Origin of the sequence: Klebsiella michiganensis (genome assembly GCF_002925905.1) — a bacterium.
In the GTDB taxonomy this organism is placed as follows: domain Bacteria; phylum Pseudomonadota; class Gammaproteobacteria; order Enterobacterales; family Enterobacteriaceae; genus Klebsiella; species Klebsiella michiganensis.
Genome location: NZ_PRDB01000017.1, coordinates 62,987 through 82,889, shown reverse-complemented (window position 1 = coordinate 82,889; position 19,903 = coordinate 62,987). Strand labels below are relative to the sequence as shown.

At 55.5% G+C, this 19,903-nt stretch carries 17 protein-coding genes; 3 read left to right on the top strand and 14 right to left on the bottom strand.

Annotated elements, in window-relative coordinates:
* Positions 1-3 precede the first annotated feature (3 nt).
* A complete protein-coding gene (gene cmoM, locus CDA56_RS25545; protein WP_103814757.1) occupies positions 4-783 on the bottom strand; it encodes a tRNA uridine 5-oxyacetic acid(34) methyltransferase CmoM in 780 nt (259 codons plus the stop codon).
* A gap of 121 nt (positions 784-904) precedes the next feature.
* Between cmoM and elyC the strand changes: the two genes are divergently transcribed.
* Positions 905-1,684 (top strand): envelope biogenesis factor ElyC, encoded by a 780-nt coding sequence (gene elyC, locus CDA56_RS25540; protein WP_048261063.1) that lies wholly within the window; start codon positions 905-907, stop codon positions 1,682-1,684.
* On the opposite strand, the gene CDA56_RS25535 is transcribed toward elyC, so the two are convergent.
* From CDA56_RS25535 to CDA56_RS25470, 13 genes are all read right to left on the bottom strand, one after another.
* Positions 1,661-2,554 (bottom strand): YcbJ family phosphotransferase, encoded by an 894-nt coding sequence (locus CDA56_RS25535; RefSeq protein WP_014228646.1) that lies wholly within the window; start codon positions 2,552-2,554, stop codon positions 1,661-1,663. The two genes, elyC and CDA56_RS25535, sit on opposite strands and share 24 nt — an antisense overlap.
* Before the next feature lie 141 nt (positions 2,555-2,695).
* Positions 2,696-3,442: a 3-deoxy-manno-octulosonate cytidylyltransferase gene (gene kdsB / locus CDA56_RS25530; RefSeq protein WP_104011458.1), complete on the bottom strand. Its 747-nt coding sequence runs from the start codon at positions 3,440-3,442 to the stop codon at positions 2,696-2,698.
* Complete coding sequence (gene ycaR / locus CDA56_RS25525; protein ID WP_004130952.1) at positions 3,439-3,621, bottom strand: protein YcaR; 183 nt, start codon at positions 3,619-3,621, stop codon at positions 3,439-3,441. Before ycaR ends, kdsB begins: the two co-directional genes overlap by 4 nt.
* Positions 3,622-3,673: 52 nt before the next feature.
* Entirely contained in the window at positions 3,674-4,903 is a 1,230-nt protein-coding gene (locus CDA56_RS25520; protein WP_103814754.1) for a winged helix-turn-helix domain-containing protein, read from the bottom strand.
* Positions 4,904-4,948: 45 nt separating this feature from the next.
* Positions 4,949-5,929 (bottom strand): tetraacyldisaccharide 4'-kinase, encoded by a 981-nt coding sequence (gene lpxK / locus CDA56_RS25515; protein WP_103814752.1) that lies wholly within the window; start codon positions 5,927-5,929, stop codon positions 4,949-4,951.
* A complete protein-coding gene (gene msbA / locus CDA56_RS25510) occupies positions 5,926-7,674 on the bottom strand; it encodes a lipid A ABC transporter ATP-binding protein/permease MsbA (protein WP_014228642.1) in 1,749 nt (582 codons plus the stop codon). The genes lpxK and msbA overlap by 4 nt, the downstream gene beginning before the upstream one ends.
* A gap of 45 nt (positions 7,675-7,719) precedes the next feature.
* Positions 7,720-9,975 carry a ComEC family protein gene (locus CDA56_RS25505; RefSeq protein WP_103814750.1) on the bottom strand — a complete coding sequence of 752 codons (2,256 nt, stop codon included), beginning with the start codon at positions 9,973-9,975 and terminating at the stop codon, positions 7,720-7,722.
* A 215-nt stretch (positions 9,976-10,190) separates the two neighbouring features.
* On the bottom strand, positions 10,191-10,478 hold the full coding sequence (ihfB, locus tag CDA56_RS25500) for an integration host factor subunit beta (RefSeq protein ID WP_004100704.1): 288 nt from the start codon (positions 10,476-10,478) through the stop codon (positions 10,191-10,193).
* A 150-nt stretch (positions 10,479-10,628) separates the two neighbouring features.
* Positions 10,629-12,302, bottom strand: a complete 1,674-nt coding sequence (rpsA, locus tag CDA56_RS25495; protein ID WP_004100702.1) for a 30S ribosomal protein S1 — start codon at positions 12,300-12,302, stop codon at positions 10,629-10,631.
* A gap of 137 nt (positions 12,303-12,439) precedes the next feature.
* Positions 12,440-13,123 carry a (d)CMP kinase gene (cmk, locus tag CDA56_RS25490; RefSeq protein ID WP_004849475.1) on the bottom strand — a complete coding sequence of 228 codons (684 nt, stop codon included), beginning with the start codon at positions 13,121-13,123 and terminating at the stop codon, positions 12,440-12,442.
* A 292-nt stretch (positions 13,124-13,415) separates the two neighbouring features.
* Positions 13,416-14,699, bottom strand: a complete 1,284-nt coding sequence (aroA, locus tag CDA56_RS25480) for a 3-phosphoshikimate 1-carboxyvinyltransferase (protein WP_103814748.1) — start codon at positions 14,697-14,699, stop codon at positions 13,416-13,418.
* Positions 14,700-14,772: 73 nt separating this feature from the next.
* Positions 14,773-15,861 carry a 3-phosphoserine/phosphohydroxythreonine transaminase gene (gene serC / locus CDA56_RS25475; protein WP_004849472.1) on the bottom strand — a complete coding sequence of 363 codons (1,089 nt, stop codon included), beginning with the start codon at positions 15,859-15,861 and terminating at the stop codon, positions 14,773-14,775.
* 186 nt (positions 15,862-16,047) lie between these two features.
* Positions 16,048-16,740, bottom strand: a complete 693-nt coding sequence (locus tag CDA56_RS25470; protein WP_103814746.1) for a DUF421 domain-containing protein — start codon at positions 16,738-16,740, stop codon at positions 16,048-16,050.
* A 114-nt stretch (positions 16,741-16,854) separates the two neighbouring features.
* On the opposite strand from CDA56_RS25470, the gene ycaO reads away from it, so the two are divergent.
* Positions 16,855-18,615 (top strand): 30S ribosomal protein S12 methylthiotransferase accessory factor YcaO, encoded by a 1,761-nt coding sequence (gene ycaO / locus CDA56_RS25465; protein ID WP_103814744.1) that lies wholly within the window; start codon positions 16,855-16,857, stop codon positions 18,613-18,615.
* Between the two features lie 386 nt (positions 18,616-19,001).
* Positions 19,002-19,859: a formate transporter FocA gene (focA, locus tag CDA56_RS25460; protein ID WP_004849465.1), complete on the top strand. Its 858-nt coding sequence runs from the start codon at positions 19,002-19,004 to the stop codon at positions 19,857-19,859.
* Positions 19,860-19,903: the final 44 nt, after the last annotated feature.

Sequence of the window (19,903 nt, the reverse complement as noted above, 5' to 3'; positions counted from 1 at the left end):
AGTTTATCCTTGCATCTGCGGCTTAAGCGCGGTGACGTGAATATAACGGCCTAAGCTAATATACGGCTCCTGGCGACAGTAGCGCGTTTCCAGCTCCAGCAGCGCCGCAAATTTATCGTGCTGTTGGTGTTTTTCACGCAGATAATCATGAAACACCCGCACGCCGGTCTTGCCGGTAATCTGCCAGCCAATCTCTTCCAGCCAGCCGTAAACCTGCTGCGGATCGCGCGGATAGTCCGGCGACAGCGTGCGTTTTTTCTTTTTCGGCATGCCGATTTGCACATAGTCGAGATTTCCGGCGACCATATTGTGCATCAACAGACCGTTAGCATTGTAGAACATCAGCGACAACGCGCCGCCGGGGCGCAGCATCGACCACAGGGTACGCAACATCGCCTGTGGTTCGGCTATCCACTCCAGCACCGCATGAAACAGTATCAGATCGACCTGACTTTCCAAATGCTGCTCAATATCCTGAGCCGCGCATTGTACAAAATGCATGTTGTCGATCACACCTTTATCGGCAGCCGCCTGCCGGGCACGAGCCACCATTTCACCAGAGAGATCGCATAACGTGACGTGATGCCCCATTTCCGCCACTTTGATCGCCGTCTGCCCTTCGCCGCCGCCCGCGTCAAGAACTCGCAATGGCCCAGGCCCCAGCCGGTCCAGCAGCGGTTGCAGATCCTGCCAGAGGATCGCCTGCCGCAGCTGGCCTTTGGTGGTGCCGTATATATTGCGCGAAAACTTTTCAGCAATATCATCGAAATTACGATCCTGCACGGGTGACTCCACACGCCAACACAAAGCCGCTATTTTGTCATACCCGCGCGGAGAATGAAGCGATCTGTTGTAAGATCCGGGCATATCTTTGGTTATATGGTTAAAAAAGGAACCGTACGGCATGCTTTTTACGCTGAAAAAGGTTTTAGGCGGTATGATGCTGCCGCTTCCCCTGCTGCTGCTGCTCATTGCGTTCGGCATAGCCCTGCTGTGGTTTAGCCGTTTCCAGCGTACCGGCAAGCTCTGCGTCAGCCTCGGCTGGCTGCTGTTGCTGCTGTTGAGCCTGCAACCGGTCGCCGATAGCCTGCTCAAGCCAATTGAAGATAAGTACCCGACGTGGCGAGGTGAAAAGCGCGTGCAGTACGTGGTCGTGCTTGGCGGAGGCTACACCTGGAACCCGGACTGGGCGCCCAGTTCCAATCTCATCAATAATAGCCTGCCGCGGCTGACGGAGGGGATCCGCCTGTGGTATGAAAATCCGGGCTCGAAACTCATCTTTACCGGCGCAGCGGCAAAAACAAATCCGGTCAGTACGGCAGAAGCCGGGGCCAGAGTGGCAGAGAGCCTGGGCATACCGCGCAGCGAAATCCTTGTCCTGGATAAACCAAAAGATACCGAAGAGGAAGCCGCTGCGGTGAAGATGGCGATAGGCGATGCGCCGTTCCTGCTGGTCACCTCCGCCTCTCATCTGCCGCGGGCGATGCTTTTCTTTCGCCGCGCCGGGCTAACTCCCCTGCCCGCGCCGGCCAACCAGCTGGCGATTGAGTCACCGCTTAACCCGTGGGAGCGGGCTATTCCTTCGCCCGTCTGGCTCATGCATAGCGATCGGGTGGGTTACGAAACGTTAGGCCGCATCTGGCAGTGGCTAAAAGGTTCTTCAGGCGAGCCAGGGCAGGATTGATTTTGCCGCCAGGTCAAACCGGACGCGGTCAAAGCGTCCGGTATTCACCAGATTATCCACTTCGTCCCACAGCAGATACAGCCAGCGCCGCCAGAGAAACGCTTCCGCCACCGGCGCCCGGCGCAGATAGTGCCACAGCAGCTCCTCTTCCTGACCGCTCTCGGCCAGACGGAAAAGCTCGTATTCCCGCGGCGCCCAGAGCATCATGCCCGGCCCCACCATCGCCAGCAGCTGATCGCTGCGCGGATCTTTAAGCATGCTGCGCAGCGTGAAGCTACCGTGTACCAGCACGCAGTTATCATTGAAACCTTTAAACAAATCCATAAGGCATTCGCGCGTGCGGAACAGGATGCGTTTGTCCTGCATCGTCAGGCCGGTATCCTGATAAAGATTCAGCGTACTCCATAGCACCTCCACGCGCTGGCGGTACCAGTAGGGCCAGAGATTTTCCTGAGTGCTATCGACCATCCCGACGCAGCCTCCGCTATCCTGACGATGCCAGGCCAGCAGCGCTTCCACGATCTGCTCCTGCAGCTGCTCCCAGCGCTCCGGCGTGCGGGCGGGGGCTTCAACCGAGACGCCGCGCAGTCGTTCAATCAGCAGTACATCGGGACCCGGATGCTCGTCGTGCGTCATCACGCCGTAGACAACCGGCATACGGACGGTGCCGCTTCGCGCCAGGGTTGATATCTTCCACGCCAGCTGACGCGCCACGCCCGGCGTCGTAAAGCTGCGCGCCAGCAGCGGCATTGGGTTTCCCTGCGCATCATATAGCGACCACAACGCCGACGACGGTTTCTCGCTGACGCACTCCACGCGGCTTAGTTTTTCACCCAGCAGGTGGCTCAGCTCGGTACGCAACTGTTCCATTTCTGATTACCCCTATGAATACTACCGGTTTCATAATGAGCGCCTGGGCCGGGGTTGTCATCGGGTGAGATCAAAATTGACGTAAAAAAGTATGGAATAACGGCCTGGGGATATCCCCTCCTGGCGGAGGGGATGGGGAGATTAACGCAGCTCCGCGCGAACACGCTCCAGATCTTCCGGCGTATCGACACCTGTACCGGGAACCACTTCCGCCACCGCGACATGGATTTTCTCGCCATACCACAGCACGCGCAGCTGCTCGAGCATCTCTATTTGCTCCAGCGGGCTCGGCGCCCAGCTCACATAGCGACGAATAAAACCGGCGCGATAGCCATAAATACCGATATGACGCAGCAGCGAATCACCGATAGCCTCGCGGGATTTAGCGAAACGATCGCGATCCCACGGAATGGTGGCGCGGGAAAAATAGAGCGCGTAGCCCTCAGCATCCATGACGACCTTCACCGCATTCGGATTAAACGCCTCTTCCGCATCGCGGATTGGCACCGCTAAGGTTGCCATACCACTGGTGCTGGCAGCCAGATTCTCGGCTACCTGGCGCACGATCGCGGGCGGGATCATCGGCTCATCGCCCTGAATATTCACAATGATGGTGTCATCGCTGAAGGCGCATTTTTCAACCACCTCGGCCAGGCGTTCGGTGCCTGACTGATGATCTTCACGGGTCATGCAGACTTCACCGCCGGCGGCTTCCACCGCGCGGGCCACGTCTGGATGGTCGGTAGCAACGATAATCCGCTCGGCCCCGGATTCGCGAGCGCGTTCCAGAACATGGACAATCATCGGCTTGCCGTTGATATCCTGGAGCGGTTTTCCTGGCAGGCGGGTAGAAGCAAAGCGCGCGGGGATAATAACCACGAAACTCATGACTGGCTCTCTTCTACAGGAAGCGGGCGGGCTTCGGTTTCCAGCAGTACGGGAATGCCTTCACGCAGCGGAAAAGCCAGGCGATCAAGTTTGCAGATCAGTTCTTGCTTATCCTGGCTGTAATACAGCTTACCGTTACAAACCGGACAGGCGATAATTTCAAGTAAACGGTGATCCATGATTCCTCCAGATGGACCGAATAGATTCTTCAGCAGCATATCACACGTGGGCTCAGGCAGCGTCAATTTCCCAACCCTGTTGCTGCCCGGCAAAAAGTTCCGCCGGCAGCTTCCCGCAGCTCACCCGCGTGGCGTCCTGCCAGAGGGCAAAATCATCAATGGCGCGTTTTAGCCCGCTCTCCAGACCCGACGTCACCTTGACGCCCTCCTCCAGCCACAGGGCGATAATTTCCAGAACGCCGGTTTTGCGGTGCATTTTGCTATCCATTCTGCCAACCAGTCTCCCCTGGTGCAGCAGCGGTAATACGAAATAGCCATACTGCCGTTTCGGCGCGGGCGTGTAGCACTCCAGGCGATAGGTAAAGTTAAACAGCTGTTCCGCTCGTTTGCGATCCCAGACTACCGGATCGAAAGGCGAAAGCACCGCGCTGCGGCTGGCGGCGAGCCTACCGCCGGGAGAAGACTCCAGCAGCGCCAGAGCATCACGGTGGAGCCACATTTCGCCCAGCGCTTCAACGTTAACCGGCACCACCAGCCCCTCCTCCTGCCAGCTCGCCAACAGTAGCGGCAGCGGGGGCTGACGCAGACGATAATAATCCGCCAGCCACTGCGCGCGAAAAATCCCCAGGCTGCGAGCACTACTACGTAACATCATGGCTTCAGCCTGCTCCTGAGAGAGCCCGTCGCGCTCATCGTCCCAGTCCGGCATGACCCGCTGCGTCAGATCGTAAACGCGCTGAAAATTACGCCGCTCGATAACCATCACTTCACCGGCGGTGAATAAGCCTTCAAGATGGCGCTTATGCGGTTTCCACTCCCACCATCCGCTGGCGCCTTTGCGCGGATGCTCGAAGTCGGCCGAGCGAACCGGGCCATTTTCGGCTATATGCGCCAACAGCGCCTGAATGCCCTCGGCGTGTTCGGTCATCCACGCTTTGTGATATTTCCAGCCCATTTTATCCGGCGTCAGCATGCGGTGACGCACCAGTGAAAAGTCGCTGCGCGGTAAAAAGCAGGCTTCGTGCGCCCAGTACTCCATCAGCTCGCCGGCGCGGAGCGCCTCGTCCAGCCAGCGCTGCGGATAGTGGCCGAGGCGGCTGAACAGCACCAGATAAGGACTGCGCGCAACAACGTTGATGGTATCGATTTGCAGCAGGGACATCTGCTTAATGCTCTGCAGAATATCCCCGGGCTTTGCGCGGCGACGGGGCTTTTTTAGCAGCCCCTGAGCGGCAAGGTGAAGATGGCGGGCTTCTTTAAGCGAGAGGGACAATACCGGCATGCAGCTTCTCCGTTAAGGGTTCCGGCGCAAGCGGTGATACGACGATTAGCGTTGCGCCAGGGTAACTAAGTCCGTGAGCAACCGCTGCGCGCGTTGGTCAGTCATTATCGCGTCGACCGGAAGATACCACCAGTTTGCCTGAGCAAATTCGCGGCACTTCACCGCATCTTTTTCGGTCATCAGCAGAGTTTGCTGCGGCGTCGCCAGCGCGGCGACTGCGCTCTGCGCCAATGCCTGATGATCGGCTAAGGCGACGGTTTTTACCGGACTGACGCCGCAGCTTTCAAGGGTGGCGAAGAAGCGCGGCGGGTGGCCGATTCCGGCCATCGCCACTACGTTGTCCAACGCCGCCGCATCCCGGCGTTCGCCGGTCAGCAGATTTACCGCCTGCCCGGGGCGAAGCTGCATCGGGATCTCTCCCGGACGGGCGAGACCGCCGTTAACGATAACCGCATCCACGCTGCGTAAACGCGAAGCGCGCTCGCGCATGGGGCCGGCAGGCAGCCACCAGCCGTTGCCAAAACGGCGCACGCCGTCAATCACCACTATTTCTTTGTCGCGCGCCAGCTTATAGTGCTGCAGGCCATCATCTGTGACGATAAGCTGAAGATCGTGGGCGGCGAGCAGGGCCTGTACCGCATCGCTGCGTACCGGCGAGACGGCAACCGGCGCGCCGGTACGCTGGTAAATCAGCACCGGCTCATCGCCCGCTTCCGCTGTGGGGGTAGCCGTATTCAGCAGCAGCGGATAGCTCGCCGCTTTACCGCCGTAGCCGCGTGAAACGACGCCAACGCGAATACCGCGCTGCTGGAGCTGTTCCACCAGCCAGACGACAACCGGCGTTTTACCATTACCGCCCGCGGTCAGATTACCCACCACCACCACCGGCACCGGCGCTCGCCAGGCTTTTCGCCAACCCAGTTTATAGCTCAGCCGTATCAACCCGCTCACCAGGCCATAGAGCCAGGAGAGCGGAAGCAGCAGCCGCCATAAGGGCGACTCACCGGACCAGATGCGTGCAATCATGCGCCGAACTGCATCTTATGCAGCTGGGCGTAAACGCCCCTGTGCTCAAGCAGGTCGGTATGGCTGCCGCGTTCAACGATCTGGCCATCTTCAACCACCACGATCTCGTCGGCCTGCTCAATCGTCGACAGACGGTGGGCAATCACCAGCGAGGTGCGGTTTTTCTGCAGTTCGTCCAGCGCCGCCTGAATAGCGCGTTCCGATTCGGTATCCAGCGCCGACGTGGCTTCGTCGAGGATCAGTATCGGGCTGTTACGCAGCAGGGCGCGAGCAATAGCGATACGCTGGCGCTGACCGCCGGAAAGCATAACGCCGTTTTCCCCGATAATCGTATCCAGGCCATTGTCCATTTTGTTGATAAAGTCCATGGCATAAGCCATACGAGCGGCTTCTTCTATCTGCTCGCGGCTGTACTCTTCGGTACGCGCGTAGGCGATGTTATTCGCTACGGTATCGTTGAAAAGATGAACGTTTTGCGACACCAGCGCAACCTGATCGCGCAGGGAGCTCAGGGTGTATTCACGCAGGTCGTGGCCATCCAGTAAGATCTGCCCATCATCGACATCGTAGAAACGCGTAATCAGGCTGGCGATGGTCGATTTACCCGAACCCGAGCGCCCTACCAGCGCCACGGTTTTCCCTTCCGGAATATTCAGGTCTATATTGCGCAGCGCGGCGACTTCGCGTCCCGGGTATCTGAAGGTGACGTTTTTAAATTCGAGGTTGCCCTTCGCGCGTTCGATAACCCGCGTGCCTTCATCTTTCTCCTGCTCGGAGTCAAGGATAGCGAAAAGCGTCTGGCAAGCGGCCATCCCGCGCTGGAACTGCGCGTTGACGTTAGTCAGTGATTTCAGCGGGCGCATCAGCGCGATCATTGAAGAGAAGACAACGGTGATGGTACCCGCCGTCAGCGTCTCCATTACGCTCGGGAAGCTGGCAGCATAGAGCACAAAAGCCAGGGCCAGAGAGGCGATCAGCTGAATAATGGGGTCAGAAATTGACGACGCGGAGACCATTTTCATCCCCTGCAGGCGCATTTTATTGCTGACTTTATCAAAACGTTTGGTTTCGACAGCCTGACCGCCAAACATCAGCACTTCTTTATGCCCTTTCAGCATCTGCTCTGCGCTGGTCGTCACCTGGCCCATGGTGTTCTGCATATTCTTGCTGATATTACGAAAACGCTTCGAGACCACGCGAATCGCAATAGACACGATCGGCGCCAGCACGATCAGAATCAATGACAGCTGCCAGCTGTAATAAAACATCATCGCGAAGAGGCCAATAATCGACGCGCCTTCGCGCACAACGGTAATCAGCGCGCTGGAGGAAGAAGACGCGACCTGCTCGGAATCATAGGTAATACGCGATAGCAGCGTCCCGGTGGACTGTTTGTCAAAGAAGGCAACCGGCATCCCCATCATGTGGCTGAATAAACGACGGCGCATCGTCATCACGACCTTGCCGGAAACCCAGGAGATACAGTAGCTCGAAACGTAGCTGGTAATGCCGCGCAGAACCATCAACCCGATCACCACCAGCGGCATCCATATCAGCACCGAGCGATCCGTTTTACCAAAACCATCATCCAATAACGGTTTAAGAAGCGATAGCATGAAGGTATCACTAGCCGCGTTAAGCACTAACGCTACCGCTGCCACGATTAGCCCGGGTTTAAACGGCGCTATAATCGGCCAGAGTCGGCGGAAGGTCTGCCACGTGGAGAGATCTTTATCGTTCTGCATTCAATAAACCAGCTTGTGTTGAAATAGCCGCATATTCTACCCGTTCTACGCCTTCCCGCCAAACCACTGATGATACCATCGCGGTAAAACTTGATCCCGTAAGCCATGGATTTGCCAGCTATCCGGAGAAAAAACCACCGTAATTTGCCCCTGATGCGGCGTGTCGAACCACTGATAACTCTGTTTTCGGTAGCGCTGAATCACTTTGGTTGATGGCATGCGCCATGCGTTATAGCGCGAAGCGGAAGCCAGCGCAGCTTCTCCGCCAACGCTCCGCAGCAGGGCGATTCCCGACGAGGTATTACTGCCGTGGTGGGGGACCTGGATAAGTGTAGACGTAAGATGCTGCCAGTAGCGGCTAATCATCGCCCGTTCCGCGGGCGTTTCGATATCCCCGGTCAGCAGAATACTGTGTTTACCGTCATCAATACGCACCACGCACGAGCGATTATTCCCCTGCGCTGTCGCTCCGAGCAGCGGCCAGAGCGCGCGAAAGGTTAAACCCCGCCACTGCCAGGTTTCTCCGCGCTGGCAGGCTAAATGACCCGCCCAGCCTAAAGGGCTTCGCACCCATATCCGGGACCACGCCTTTAACACCGAATTTAGCCCGCCGCGGTGATCGAGATGCTCGTGGCTGAGAACGACGCCTTCAAGCTGCAAATGATGCCAGCGTAGCCAGGGAATAATGATCTGCTGACCGCTGTCTCCCTCGGGCCAGGCCAGGCCGGTATCATAGAGAAGCGCCGCGCCCTCGCGTTCAATCACCATTGCCAGCCCCTGCCCGACATCCAGCATGGTGACTCGCCATTCGTTAGCAGCCGTACTCCGCCAGAAGGGCCAGCTCAATAGCCCGAGAAATGCTAAACAAAACGCGGGCAACGTGCGCCACGCATGAAAACGCCAGACGATTAACGCCAGCCACGGCAGCAAGCTTATCCCAAGCCAGCGCGCATCCAGCGCCAGCCAGCCGGGCGGCAGCTGTCGTAAGAACCAGAATAGCGCGGCCAGAACACGGTCCGCCGATTGCCAGACCGCCATCTCAATGATAAACGGCGCGCAGAGGTGTAAAAACATCGCGGTCAGAATTAGCGGGACAACGACAAAGGTCACCAGCGGTACGGCAATCAAGTTGGCCAGCACGGACGTCAGGCTGATGCCGTGAAAAAGTGCGATCTGTAGAGGAGCAAGTAAAAACATTAAGCCGATCTGCAGATGACATAACGCGAGGCTTTGACGCAGTAGCCCGCTCCTTTTGCCGCCCGGCAACGGCGCCAGCTGATACCAGAAGATAAGCGCCGCAACGGCAAACGCGGAGAGCCAGAGGCTTTCGGACAGCACCGCCAGCGGATCGGCAAACAGTATTGCGCCAATGCAGCAGACCCATAGCTGCCATGGCGACCAGCGTTTTCCGGATAGCCGCAGCGCGCAGCCGGCGGCCAGCGCGACGCAGGTACGCAACGCGGGTGGCTGCATGCCGGTCAGCCCGGCGTAAAAAATCGCGCTCGCCAGGCCAACGAGCAGCGGCGCCCGCCAGCCAAGCCAGCGGCACGGGAGAAAAAACTGCACACCTCTGAGCAGCAACCAGCCCAATGAAGCCCCTAGCGCGATATGTAAGCCAGAAATCGCCATCAGGTGCGATGTCCCGGTTTCCTGCATCAGGGTCTTGATCTCGCGCGGTATCGCCAGACGCTCCCCCATGCCTAACCCTAGCATCACCGATTGCCACGGCAACGCGTTCAGCGTTTGATTCAGCGAAGCAAGATAACGCGCCCGCAAACTACAGGTCCGCACCCGAACGTCAGCGGTGATAAAGCGTCCGGTTAACGGACGATGCTGCGACAATGCATGACGCTGGCTATCAAACCCGCCATCGTTGAGCTGTCCGTGTACCGGACGCGCGCGCAGCGTCATTGCCCAAACCTGACCTGCGCAGGGCGTTTCTGGCAGGTAGCTGCCGTAGAGGCTAATCCCTGGCGCAGGAAACAGCCGTCGCCCATCCAGACGGATAATCTTCCCCTGATGCGTTGTCTGCCCGTCCGTTGCGGTTAGCTCAACGTCAACCTGGCGATTCCTGTCCGTTAACCTCTCCGTCGGCCACAGCACCTCGCCTGCGCTGAGGGCTCCCCAGACAAAAAACAGCTTTATCAATGCCGCGTATTGCGCAGGTCTGCGTCGACATTGCGCAATGAGTAGCGCCAGGGCCATGAGCCCCCAGATAACCCACCGCCCGGGCAGCACTGGCAACCAGAGCAGCGGCAGAATACCGATAATCACACAGCCGGCAAGTTGTGGTAAACGCATTAGCACCTCCCTGTCAGAGGGAGTGTTACGCTAAACGGGGAGAGTGTCGCCAGGCAAGGAAAGGAACTGCGCCGCGCCATCCGCAAAATCTACTGCGTTAACGCAACAGAACCCGCGTTTTGCGAGGTCACTTCAAAGAGAGATTTAAAGGCATAAAAAAAGCACCCGAAGGTGCTTTTTTAACGTTTAAGTATGTTGTCGCCGATCGGCGAAACTTACTCTTCGTAAATATTGGCGCGGTCGCGTAATTCTTTGCCCGGCTTAAAGTGGGGAACGTATTTACCTTCCAGTTCAACTTTATCGCCAGTCTTTGGGTTACGCCCGGTGCGGGGTGCTCGATAATGCAGAGAGAAGCTGCCGAAACCGCGGATTTCAATGCGCTCGCCTTGAGCAAGCGTTGAGGCCATATGCTCCAGCATTTCTTTAACAGCATCTTCCACTGCTTTCGCAGGAATGTGAGATTGCTGGCTGGCAAGTCTTTCTATCAATTCTGACTTGGTCATTATTCCTCCGGTTTCCTTCAAGGCAAAATTAGCTAACAGCTTAAACAAGGGCGGCCGTAGCCGCCCTTTGTGCTTGATTACAGGACGAATCCTGCAATCTGTCAAGTAAACTCGTCGTAATTCAGGTTGTTGTAACCCGAAAGACTAAGATTACTCGCCTTTAGCTGCTTTGAAAGCTTCAGCCATTGCGTTGTTGGAGAAGTTTGCATCTTCCTGTTTGTTAACAGTTGCGATTGCATCTTTCTCGTCAGCTTCGTCTTTCGCACGAACAGACAGGCTGATTGCGCGGTTTTTACGATCAACGCCGGTGAATTTAGCTTCAACGTCGTCGCCAACGCTCAGAACCAGAGTTGCATCTTCAACGCGGTCACGGGAAGCTTCAGAAGCGCGCAGGTAACCTTCAACGCCGTCAGCCAGCTCTACGGTTGCGCCTTTAGCGTCAACTGCAGTGACTTTACCGTTTACGATTGCGCCTTTCTTGTTCAGTGCAACCCAGTTGTTGAACGGATCTTCTGCGAGCTGTTTAACGCCCAGAGAGATACGCTCGCGCTCTGCGTCAACCTGCAGAACAACTGCTGCGATTTCGTCGCCTTTTTTGTATTCACGAACTGCTTCTTCGCCTGCAACGTTCCAGGAGATGTCAGACAGGTGAACCAGGCCATCGATGCCGCCGTCCAGGCCGATGAAGATACCGAAGTCAGTGATAGACTTGATTTTACCTTCAACACGGTCGCCCTTGTTGTGGGTTTCCGCGAACTGCTGCCATGGGTTGTTTTTGCACTGCTTCAGGCCCAGGGAGATACGGCGACGTTCTTCGTCGATATCCAGAACCATAACTTCCACTACATCGCCAACGTTAACAACTTTGGACGGGTGGATGTTTTTGTTGGTCCAGTCCATTTCGGAAACGTGAACCAGGCCTTCAACGCCTTCTTCGATTTCAACGAAGCAGCCGTAGTCGGTCAGGTTGGTCACGCGACCGGTCAGTTTGGTACCTTCCGGATAACGCTTAGCGATAGCTACCCACGGATCTTCGCCCAGCTGTTTCAGGCCAAGAGATACACGAGTACGTTCGCGGTCGAACTTCAGCACTTTAACAGTGATTTCGTCGCCAACGTTTACGATTTCGCTCGGATGCTTAACGCGTTTCCATGCCATATCGGTAATGTGCAGCAGGCCGTCAACGCCGCCCAGATCAACGAATGCACCGTAGTCAGTGAGGTTCTTAACGATACCTTTAACTTCCATGCCTTCCTGCAGGTTTTCCAGCAGCTGATCGCGCTCTGCGCTGTTTTCGGATTCGATAACGGCACGACGAGAAACAACAACGTTGTTACGTTTCTGGTCCAGCTTGATGACTTTGAATTCAAGCTCTTTGCCTTCCAGGTGCAGCGTATCGCGCACCGGACGAACGTCTACCAGTGAGCCCGGCAGGAACGCACGAATACCATTCAGCTCAACAGTGAAGCCACCTTTAACTTTGCCGTTGATAATACCGACTACAGTTTCAGCGTCTTCGTAAGCTTTTTCCAGCGTGATCCAAGCTTCGTGACGTTTAGCTTTCTCACGGGACAGCAGGGTTTCACCGAAGCCGTCTTCTACTGCATCCAGAGCAACGTCAACTTCGTCACCAACCTGGATTTCCAGCTCGCCCTGGGCGTTTTTGAACTGCTCTGCCGGAATGGCAGACTCAGATTTCAGACCGGCGTCAACCAGTACTACGTCTTTGTCGATAGCAACAACAACACCACGAACGATGGAACCCGGACGGGTTTCGATTGTTTTTAAGGATTCTTCAAATAGTTGAGCAAAAGATTCAGTCATGTTTAATCTTCAGGTTTCATATTTAACGTCCACCTGGCTCCATGCCGGATGGGGTTGTTTAACATACCCGCTAACACTCCATTGCTGCGGGGGTACTGCTATAATTCGGAGGCTGTTGTGCTTTATCGATAAGACGATTAAGCGGAAGCCAGTTTTTCGCGCGCATAGTGTAGCGCTTTTTCAATCACTTGCTCAATGTTTAGTTCTGTTGAATCAAGAACTAAAGCATCGGCAGCCGGGATCAGCGGCGCGACTGTACGATTGCGGTCGCGATCGTCGCGCTCTTTTATCTCGGATAAAAGGCGATCAAAGTTAACACTAAAGCCCTTCTCCTGCAACTGAAGCATGCGGCGATGAGCACGTTCCTCCGCGGAGGCGTCAAGGAAAATTTTCACCTGCGCATCAGGGAATACGACGGTGCCCATATCGCGTCCGTCGGCAATCAGGCCTGGCAATTCGCGAAAGGCCCGCTGGCGGCGCAGCAACGCTTCACGCACGCGGGGGAAAGCCGCCACTTTAGAGGCCGTGTTGGCTACATCCTGAGTGCGAATCTCAGCGCTAACGTCCTCCCCCTCCAGTACCACTTCCAGGCTACCGTTAGTGGAGACAAACCGAACATCCAGGTGCGCAGCCAGCGGCACCAGCGCCTCTTCGGATTCAACATCCACATGATGATGTAGCGCAGCGAGAGCAAGCACGCGATAAATCGCCCCAGAGTCGAGCAGATGCCAGCCCAGCGTTTCTGCCATTGCCTTGCATAAGGTGCCTTTGCCCGCACCGCCAGGCCCATCAATGGTGATTACCGGAACTGTTGCCGTCATCTTTTTCTCCTTCAGCAAGGCGCATCAATATATAAACGCCGCGCATTATACGCATCTCTTCGACGGAAAGTGAGCATTGCTTGTAAATTACGGATAACAGGAAATCTCCTGTGGAAGAATTGTGCAATTATAGCGGGCTGACAGAGCAACAGCCCGGAAGATGATGCCGTTTTACCGTTAATCTGCGGCGATGCCAGCGCGAATGTACTGCGCCAGGGCTTGCCGGTTTAACACGCGGGCATAAAAAAACGCCGACACGATGGCCGGCGTTTTTACCTTAAACGCGCGTTATTCAGGCCAGCGTACTGATTCGCGCCAGCTGCTCGAAGTAGTCCGGGAACGTTTTCGCCGTACACTTCGGGTCAAGGATGGTGACCGGCGTATCGGAAAGCGCTACCAGCGAGAAGCACATTGCCATACGATGGTCGTTATAGGTGCCGATCTCAGCAAACTGGAGCTTCGCGGGCGGAGTAATGCGGATGTAATCCTCCCCCTCTTCCACCTCTGCCCCCACTTTACGCAGCTCCGTGGCCATCGCAAACAGGCGATCGGTCTCTTTGACACGCCAGTTATAGATGTTGCGCAGCGTCGTGGTGCCCTTCGCAAACAGGGCCGCCGTGGCGATAGTCATCGCCGCATCCGGAATATGATTCATATCCATATCGATGGCGTTCAGTTCACCATGGGTGCAGGCAATGAAGTCATCGCCCCAGGTGACGGTTGCGCCCATTTTTTCCAGCACATCGGCAAAACGGATATCGCCCTGGACGCTGTTGCGGCCAATACCGGTGACTTTCACCGTTCCGCCCTTAATTGCGCCGGCAGCGAGGAAGTAGGATGCCGAGGAGGCATCGCCTTCAACCAGGTAGTCGCCCGGCGAGCGGTAGTGTTGATTGCCGCGTACGATAAAACGCTGGTAAGACTGATTTTCAACCTCAACGCCAAAGGTTTTCATCAGGTGCAGCGTAATATCAATATAAGGTTTGGAAACCAGATCGCCTTTAATCGCAATGACGGTATCCTGAGGCGCCAGCGGGGCGGTCATCAGGAGCGCGGTCAGAAACTGGCTGGAAACGCTGCCGTCCACTTCAACCTGGCCGCCGCTGAAACCGCCGCGCAGGCGCAGCGGCGGGTAGTTTTCCTGCTCCAGGTAATCAATCTGCGCCCCGCCCTGACGCAGCGCGTCAACCAGGTGGCCAATCGGCCGCTCTTTCATTCGCGGCTCGCCGGTCAGCACAATATCGTTACGGCCTAAACATAACGCCGCCGCCAGCGGACGCATCGCCGTTCCGGCATTACCGAGGAACAGTTCTAATGCTTCAGCCGCCTGCAGAGGGCCGCCGTTGCCGGTGACTTCACAGCGGGTACGATCGGAAGACAGGGTGTAATGAACTCCCAGCGCGCTCAGGGCATTCAGCATGTGGCGTACATCGTCGCTATCCAGCAGGTTGGTCAGCACCGTCGTGCCGTGGGCCAAAGCCGCCAGCAGCAAGGCACGGTTAGAGACACTCTTGGACCCGGGCAGGTTAATCGTGCCATCTACGCGTGCGATGGGTTGTAACGTCAGGGATTCCATTAAACTCAACTCTCAAACAAACAGAATAAAAACCCCGCAGACCGGCTGCGGGGATGAAAAAACGCGGCGACGATTAACCGTGACGGCGTTCGAAGTCCTGCATAAAGTCGGTCAGCGCCTTCACGCCCGCCAGCGGCATGGCGTTATAAATGGAAGCGCGCATGCCGCCCACGACGCGGTGGCCCTTCAGCGCATGCAGACCTGCGGCAAAGGACTCTTCGAGGAACAGTTTATCAAGCGCGCTGTCCGCCAGCTGGAACGGCACGTTCATGCGCGAGCGGTTCGCCGCAGCGACATCGTTGCGATAGAAACCGCTGTTATCGATGGTGCTATACAGCAGGTCGGCTTTCTGCTGGTTGATTTTATCCATAGCGGCAACGCCGCCCTGCTCTTTCAGCCATTTAAACACCAGACCTGACAGGTACCAGGCAAACGTCGGCGGCGTGTTAAACATGGAGTCATTGGCGGACAGGATGGAGTAATCAAGAATCGACGGGCAGGCTACGCTGGCTTTACCCAGCAGATCTTCGCGCACAATAATCAGCGTCAGACCTGCGGGACCGATGTTTTTCTGCGCGCCCGCGTAGATCACGCCATAGCGGCTGACGTCAATTTCACGGGATAAAATCGTCGATGACAAATCCGCCGTGACGACCACATCGTCGCCAAAGTTTGGCGCTTCTTCAATGGCAATACCGTCAATGGTTTCGTTCGGGCAGTAGTGCAGGTAGGCCGCGCCAGGGGTCAGCTGCCATTCGCTCATCGGCTTAACCGCGCGCAGGCCGTCAACGGTGATTTTGGCGTCGATCACGTTCGGCGTGCAGTATTTATGCGCTTCTTTTACCGCGCTGGCCGCCCAGTAGCCGGCATCGACGTAGTCGGCAACGGTTTTATCGCCAAGAAGGTTCAGCGGGATACCGGCAAACTGCCCGCGACCGCCGCCGTGGCAGAATAAAACTTTATAGTTGGAAGGAATATTGAGCAGGGAGCGAAAATCCTGTTCCGCTTCTTCAGCCACTTTAATGAACTCTTTACCACGGTGGCTGATTTCCATCACCGACGTCCCCAAACCGTTCCAGTCGCACAGTTCCTTTTGTGCCAGTTTGAGTACTTCCGCCGGCAGCATTGCCGGGCCTGAACTGAAGTTATAGACCTGAGCCATTTCCCCTCACCACTTGCTATGTTATTTACCCGCGAACCGTCGCGGGCATAAGTTATTCCTGTGGCTATCGGTTTTATCATTCAGTGACACGCACCGCAATGGCTAAAACTGAGCGTCGGGGAAATGCGGCCTCGCTCACACAAAAGAATCTGCCAGCTTGACGTCATAAAACCGACATAATTGCTGTCAGGTGACTCTTTTTACCCGGCTGACCTTCGACCATTCTGCATTTGCGCAGCGAGGGCATAATTGTTTATCCCCGGCTCGTAGCGTAAGGATTGCGCTACAGCGAACGCAGGCATACTCGTCGTCCCGGGGTATCGTGGTAAAACGATCGGTAAAGCGGGAAGGAAGAATGGAGAGTCCGGCTTTAACATCGTCATCCTCATAGAAATAGAGGCTGATCTGCCCGTTGGTTTCCAGAATAGCCAGCCGCACCTGCCCCAGTTGCTCAACCCCGCTGATTCGCAGCTCCATAAAAAACTCAAATTCGGTCATGTTTTCCGCCTGCAGTTTCTCCCAGGCCAGCTCGCCGTTTTCCACAACAATAATCGGCTTACCCTCCAGCAGATCCTCCAGTTTTTCGCTATGCCCCATCAGCCACATAATCAATCGGTACAGCAGGGCCAGAGTGATAAAAACCGCCAGTACCGGCAGCATCGGAACGTCATCATAGAATGCGACGTCGCCCGCGGCCGAACCGAGGGTCAAAATGATGAGCACTTCGAACAGTGACATCTGACGAACGCCCCGCCGCCCGGTTATCTTGAGAAAAATAAATACCAGTACGAAGGTGTAGAGGCTCCGTAATGCCACCTCGGCCAGAAATTCCACGGGCACTTTATCCAGTGCCATACGATGCCAGTCAAATGTCTTCATGATTAACGCCTGAACAGTTATTGAGTGACATAAGCATAGCCAGACGATGGAGATAGCACCCGTCATCTAAAACCCGTATCATTGCGCGCTTTACGTACGATAAAAGTGACTGCCATGACTCAAACATTTATTCCCGGCAAAGATGCCGCCCTGGAAGATTCCATCGCTCGCTTCCAGCAGAAGTTGCACGACCTCGGATTCGATATTGAAGAGGCCTCATGGCTCAACCCGGTTCCGCACGTCTGGTCAGTGCATATCCGCGATAAAGAGTGCGCCCTGTGCTTCACCAACGGCAAAGGCGCCACCAAAAAAGCCGCGCTGGCCTCCGCGCTCGGAGAGTACTTTGAGCGCCTCTCGACCAACTATTTCTTTGCCGACTTCTGGCTGGGCGAGACTATCGCCAACGGTCCCTTCGTTCACTATCCGAATGAAAAATGGTTCCCGTTAACCGACGATGACGAAGTACCGGAAGGCCTGCTGGATACCCGCCTGCGCGCGTTCTACGATCCCGACGATCAGTTAACCGCCAGTATGCTGGTCGATCTGCAGTCAGGGAATGACGATCGCGGCGTCTGCGGTCTGCCGTTCACCCGCCAGTCTGATGGTGAAACGGTCTATATTCCGATGAATATTGTCGGCAACCTGTACGTTTCTAACGGGATGTCCGCGGGCAACACCCGCAACGAAGCCCGCGTTCAGGGCCTCTCAGAAGTGTTCGAACGGCATATTAAAAACCGCATTATCGCCGAAAGCATCAGCCTGCCGGAGATCCCAGCGGAGGTGATGGCGCGCTATCCGGGCGTAGTTGAATCGATCAATAAGCTGGAGGCCGAAGGTTTCCCGATTTTCGCTTATGACGGTTCACTCGGCGGCAAATATCCGGTTATCTGCGTCGTGCTGTTTAACCCGGCTAACGGCACCTGTTTCGCCTCTTTCGGCGCGCATCCCGATTTCGGCGTGGCGCTGGAACGTACCGTTACCGAACTGCTCCAGGGCCGCAGCCTGAAAGATCTCGACGTCTTCACGCCGCCCACCTTCGACGATGAAGAAGTTGCCGAACATGCGAACCTTGAAACGCACTTTATTGATTCCAGCGGCCTGATCTCCTGGGATATGTTTAAGCAGGATGCCGACTACCCGTTCGTGGACTGGAGCTTCTCCGGAACCACGGAGGAAGAGTTCGCCACCCTGAAGGCTATCTTTAAACAAGAAGATAAAGAAGTTTATATCGCCGATTACGAACACCTGAGCGTCTACGCCTGCCGAATCATTGTCCCGGGCATGTCTGATATTTATCCGGCGGAAGACCTCTGGCTGGCGAATAACAGCATGGGCGCGCCTCTGCGGGAAACGATTCTTTCCCTGCCGGAAAGCGAGTGGGAAAAAGAAGATTATCTGGCGCTTATCGAACAAATGGACGATGAAGGCCTTGATGACTTCACCCGCGTGCGCGAACTGCTGGGTCTGGCGACCGGCAAAGACAACGGCTGGTATACGCTGCGCGTTGGCGAGCTGAAAGCCATGCTCGCGCTGGCGGGCGGCGATCTCGAGCAGGCGCTAATCTGGACCGAGTGGACCATGGAGTTCAACGCCTCCATCTTTAGCGCCGAGCGCGCCAATTACTACCGCTGCCTGCAAACCCTGCTGCTGCTGAGCCAGGAAGAGGAGCGCCAGCCGCTGCAGTATCTGAACGCTTTTGTACGCATGTACGGCGCCGATGCCGTAGAAGCCGCCAGCGCCGCGCTGAGCGGAGAAGCGCCGTTCTACGGCCTGCAGGCAGTAGACAGCGACCTGCTCGCGTTCCCGGCTCATCAGTCGCTGCTGAAAGCCTACGAAAAGCTGCAGCGCGCAAAAGCAGCATTCTGGGGTAAATAAGCGCGCTTTACTGCCGGAATAACCCTATGATGGGGGCCAGCAAAGGCCCCCATTTTTTATGTTTTCCGCAACCCGAAAGCCCGATTGTAGCCATAAAGTTAATTAGTGGTGAGAAATAATAAAATCCCACCGCAAATATTGTTAATTTTAATAAAAATACCCCATTTTAATTAACCGAAAAACGGGGGTAAAATGAAAATAATCAACATTATTTGTAAATTTTAAAATTTATTTTTTCATTAAAAAACAATAAGTTAAATCAACATCCAGGCAAATCCACACACTCAAAAGGCCTATAGTTCCGGTAGGATATGATCTACATCAAATTCCCTTCTATAATGCTTTGTTAGTATCTCACCGCCAACTTACATAAAGAGAGAGTTAGTGTGAAAGCTGACAACCCTTTTGATCTTTTACTCCCTGCTGCCATGGCGAAAGTCGCCGAAGAAGCGGGTGTCTATAAAGCGACAAAACATCCGATAAAGACGTTTTATCTGGCGATCACCGCAGGTGTCTTCATCTCTATCGCTTTTGTTTTCTATATTACCGCGACAACCGGCACGGCCGGGATGCCATTCGGGGTTGCCAAACTGATTGGAGGCATCTGCTTCTCACTAGGTTTGATTCTCTGCGTTATTTGCGGTGCCGACCTGTTTACCTCAACCGTTCTTATCGTTGTCGCGAAAGCCAGCGGAAGAATCACATGGGGTCAACTGGCGAAAAACTGGCTCAACGTCTATGTTGGTAACCTGATTGGTTGCTTACTCTTTGTATTGCTGATGTGGCTTTCAGGCGAATATATGACTGCCAACGGTCAATGGGGACTTAACGTTCTGCAAACCGCCGACCACAAAATGCACCATACTTTTGTTGAAGCCGTGTGCCTGGGTATCCTGGCAAACCTGATGGTCTGCCTTGCGGTATGGATGAGCTACTCCGGCCGCAGCCTGATGGATAAAGCCATGATTATGGTTTTACCGGTGGCAATGTTTGTTGCCAGCGGGTTTGAGCATAGTATCGCGAACATGTTTATGATCCCGCTGGGTATCGTTATCCGCGACTTTGCAAGCCCGGAATTCTGGACCGCTGTCGGTTCAACTCCGGAAAGTTTCTCTCACCTGACCGTCATGAACTTCATCACTGATAACCTGATTCCGGTAACTATCGGGAACATCATCGGCGGTGGTCTGCTGGTTGGGTTGACATACTGGGTCATTTACCTGCGTGGCGACGACCATCACTAAGGGTTGTTTCAGGCAGTAAATAAAAAATCCACTTAAGAAGGTAG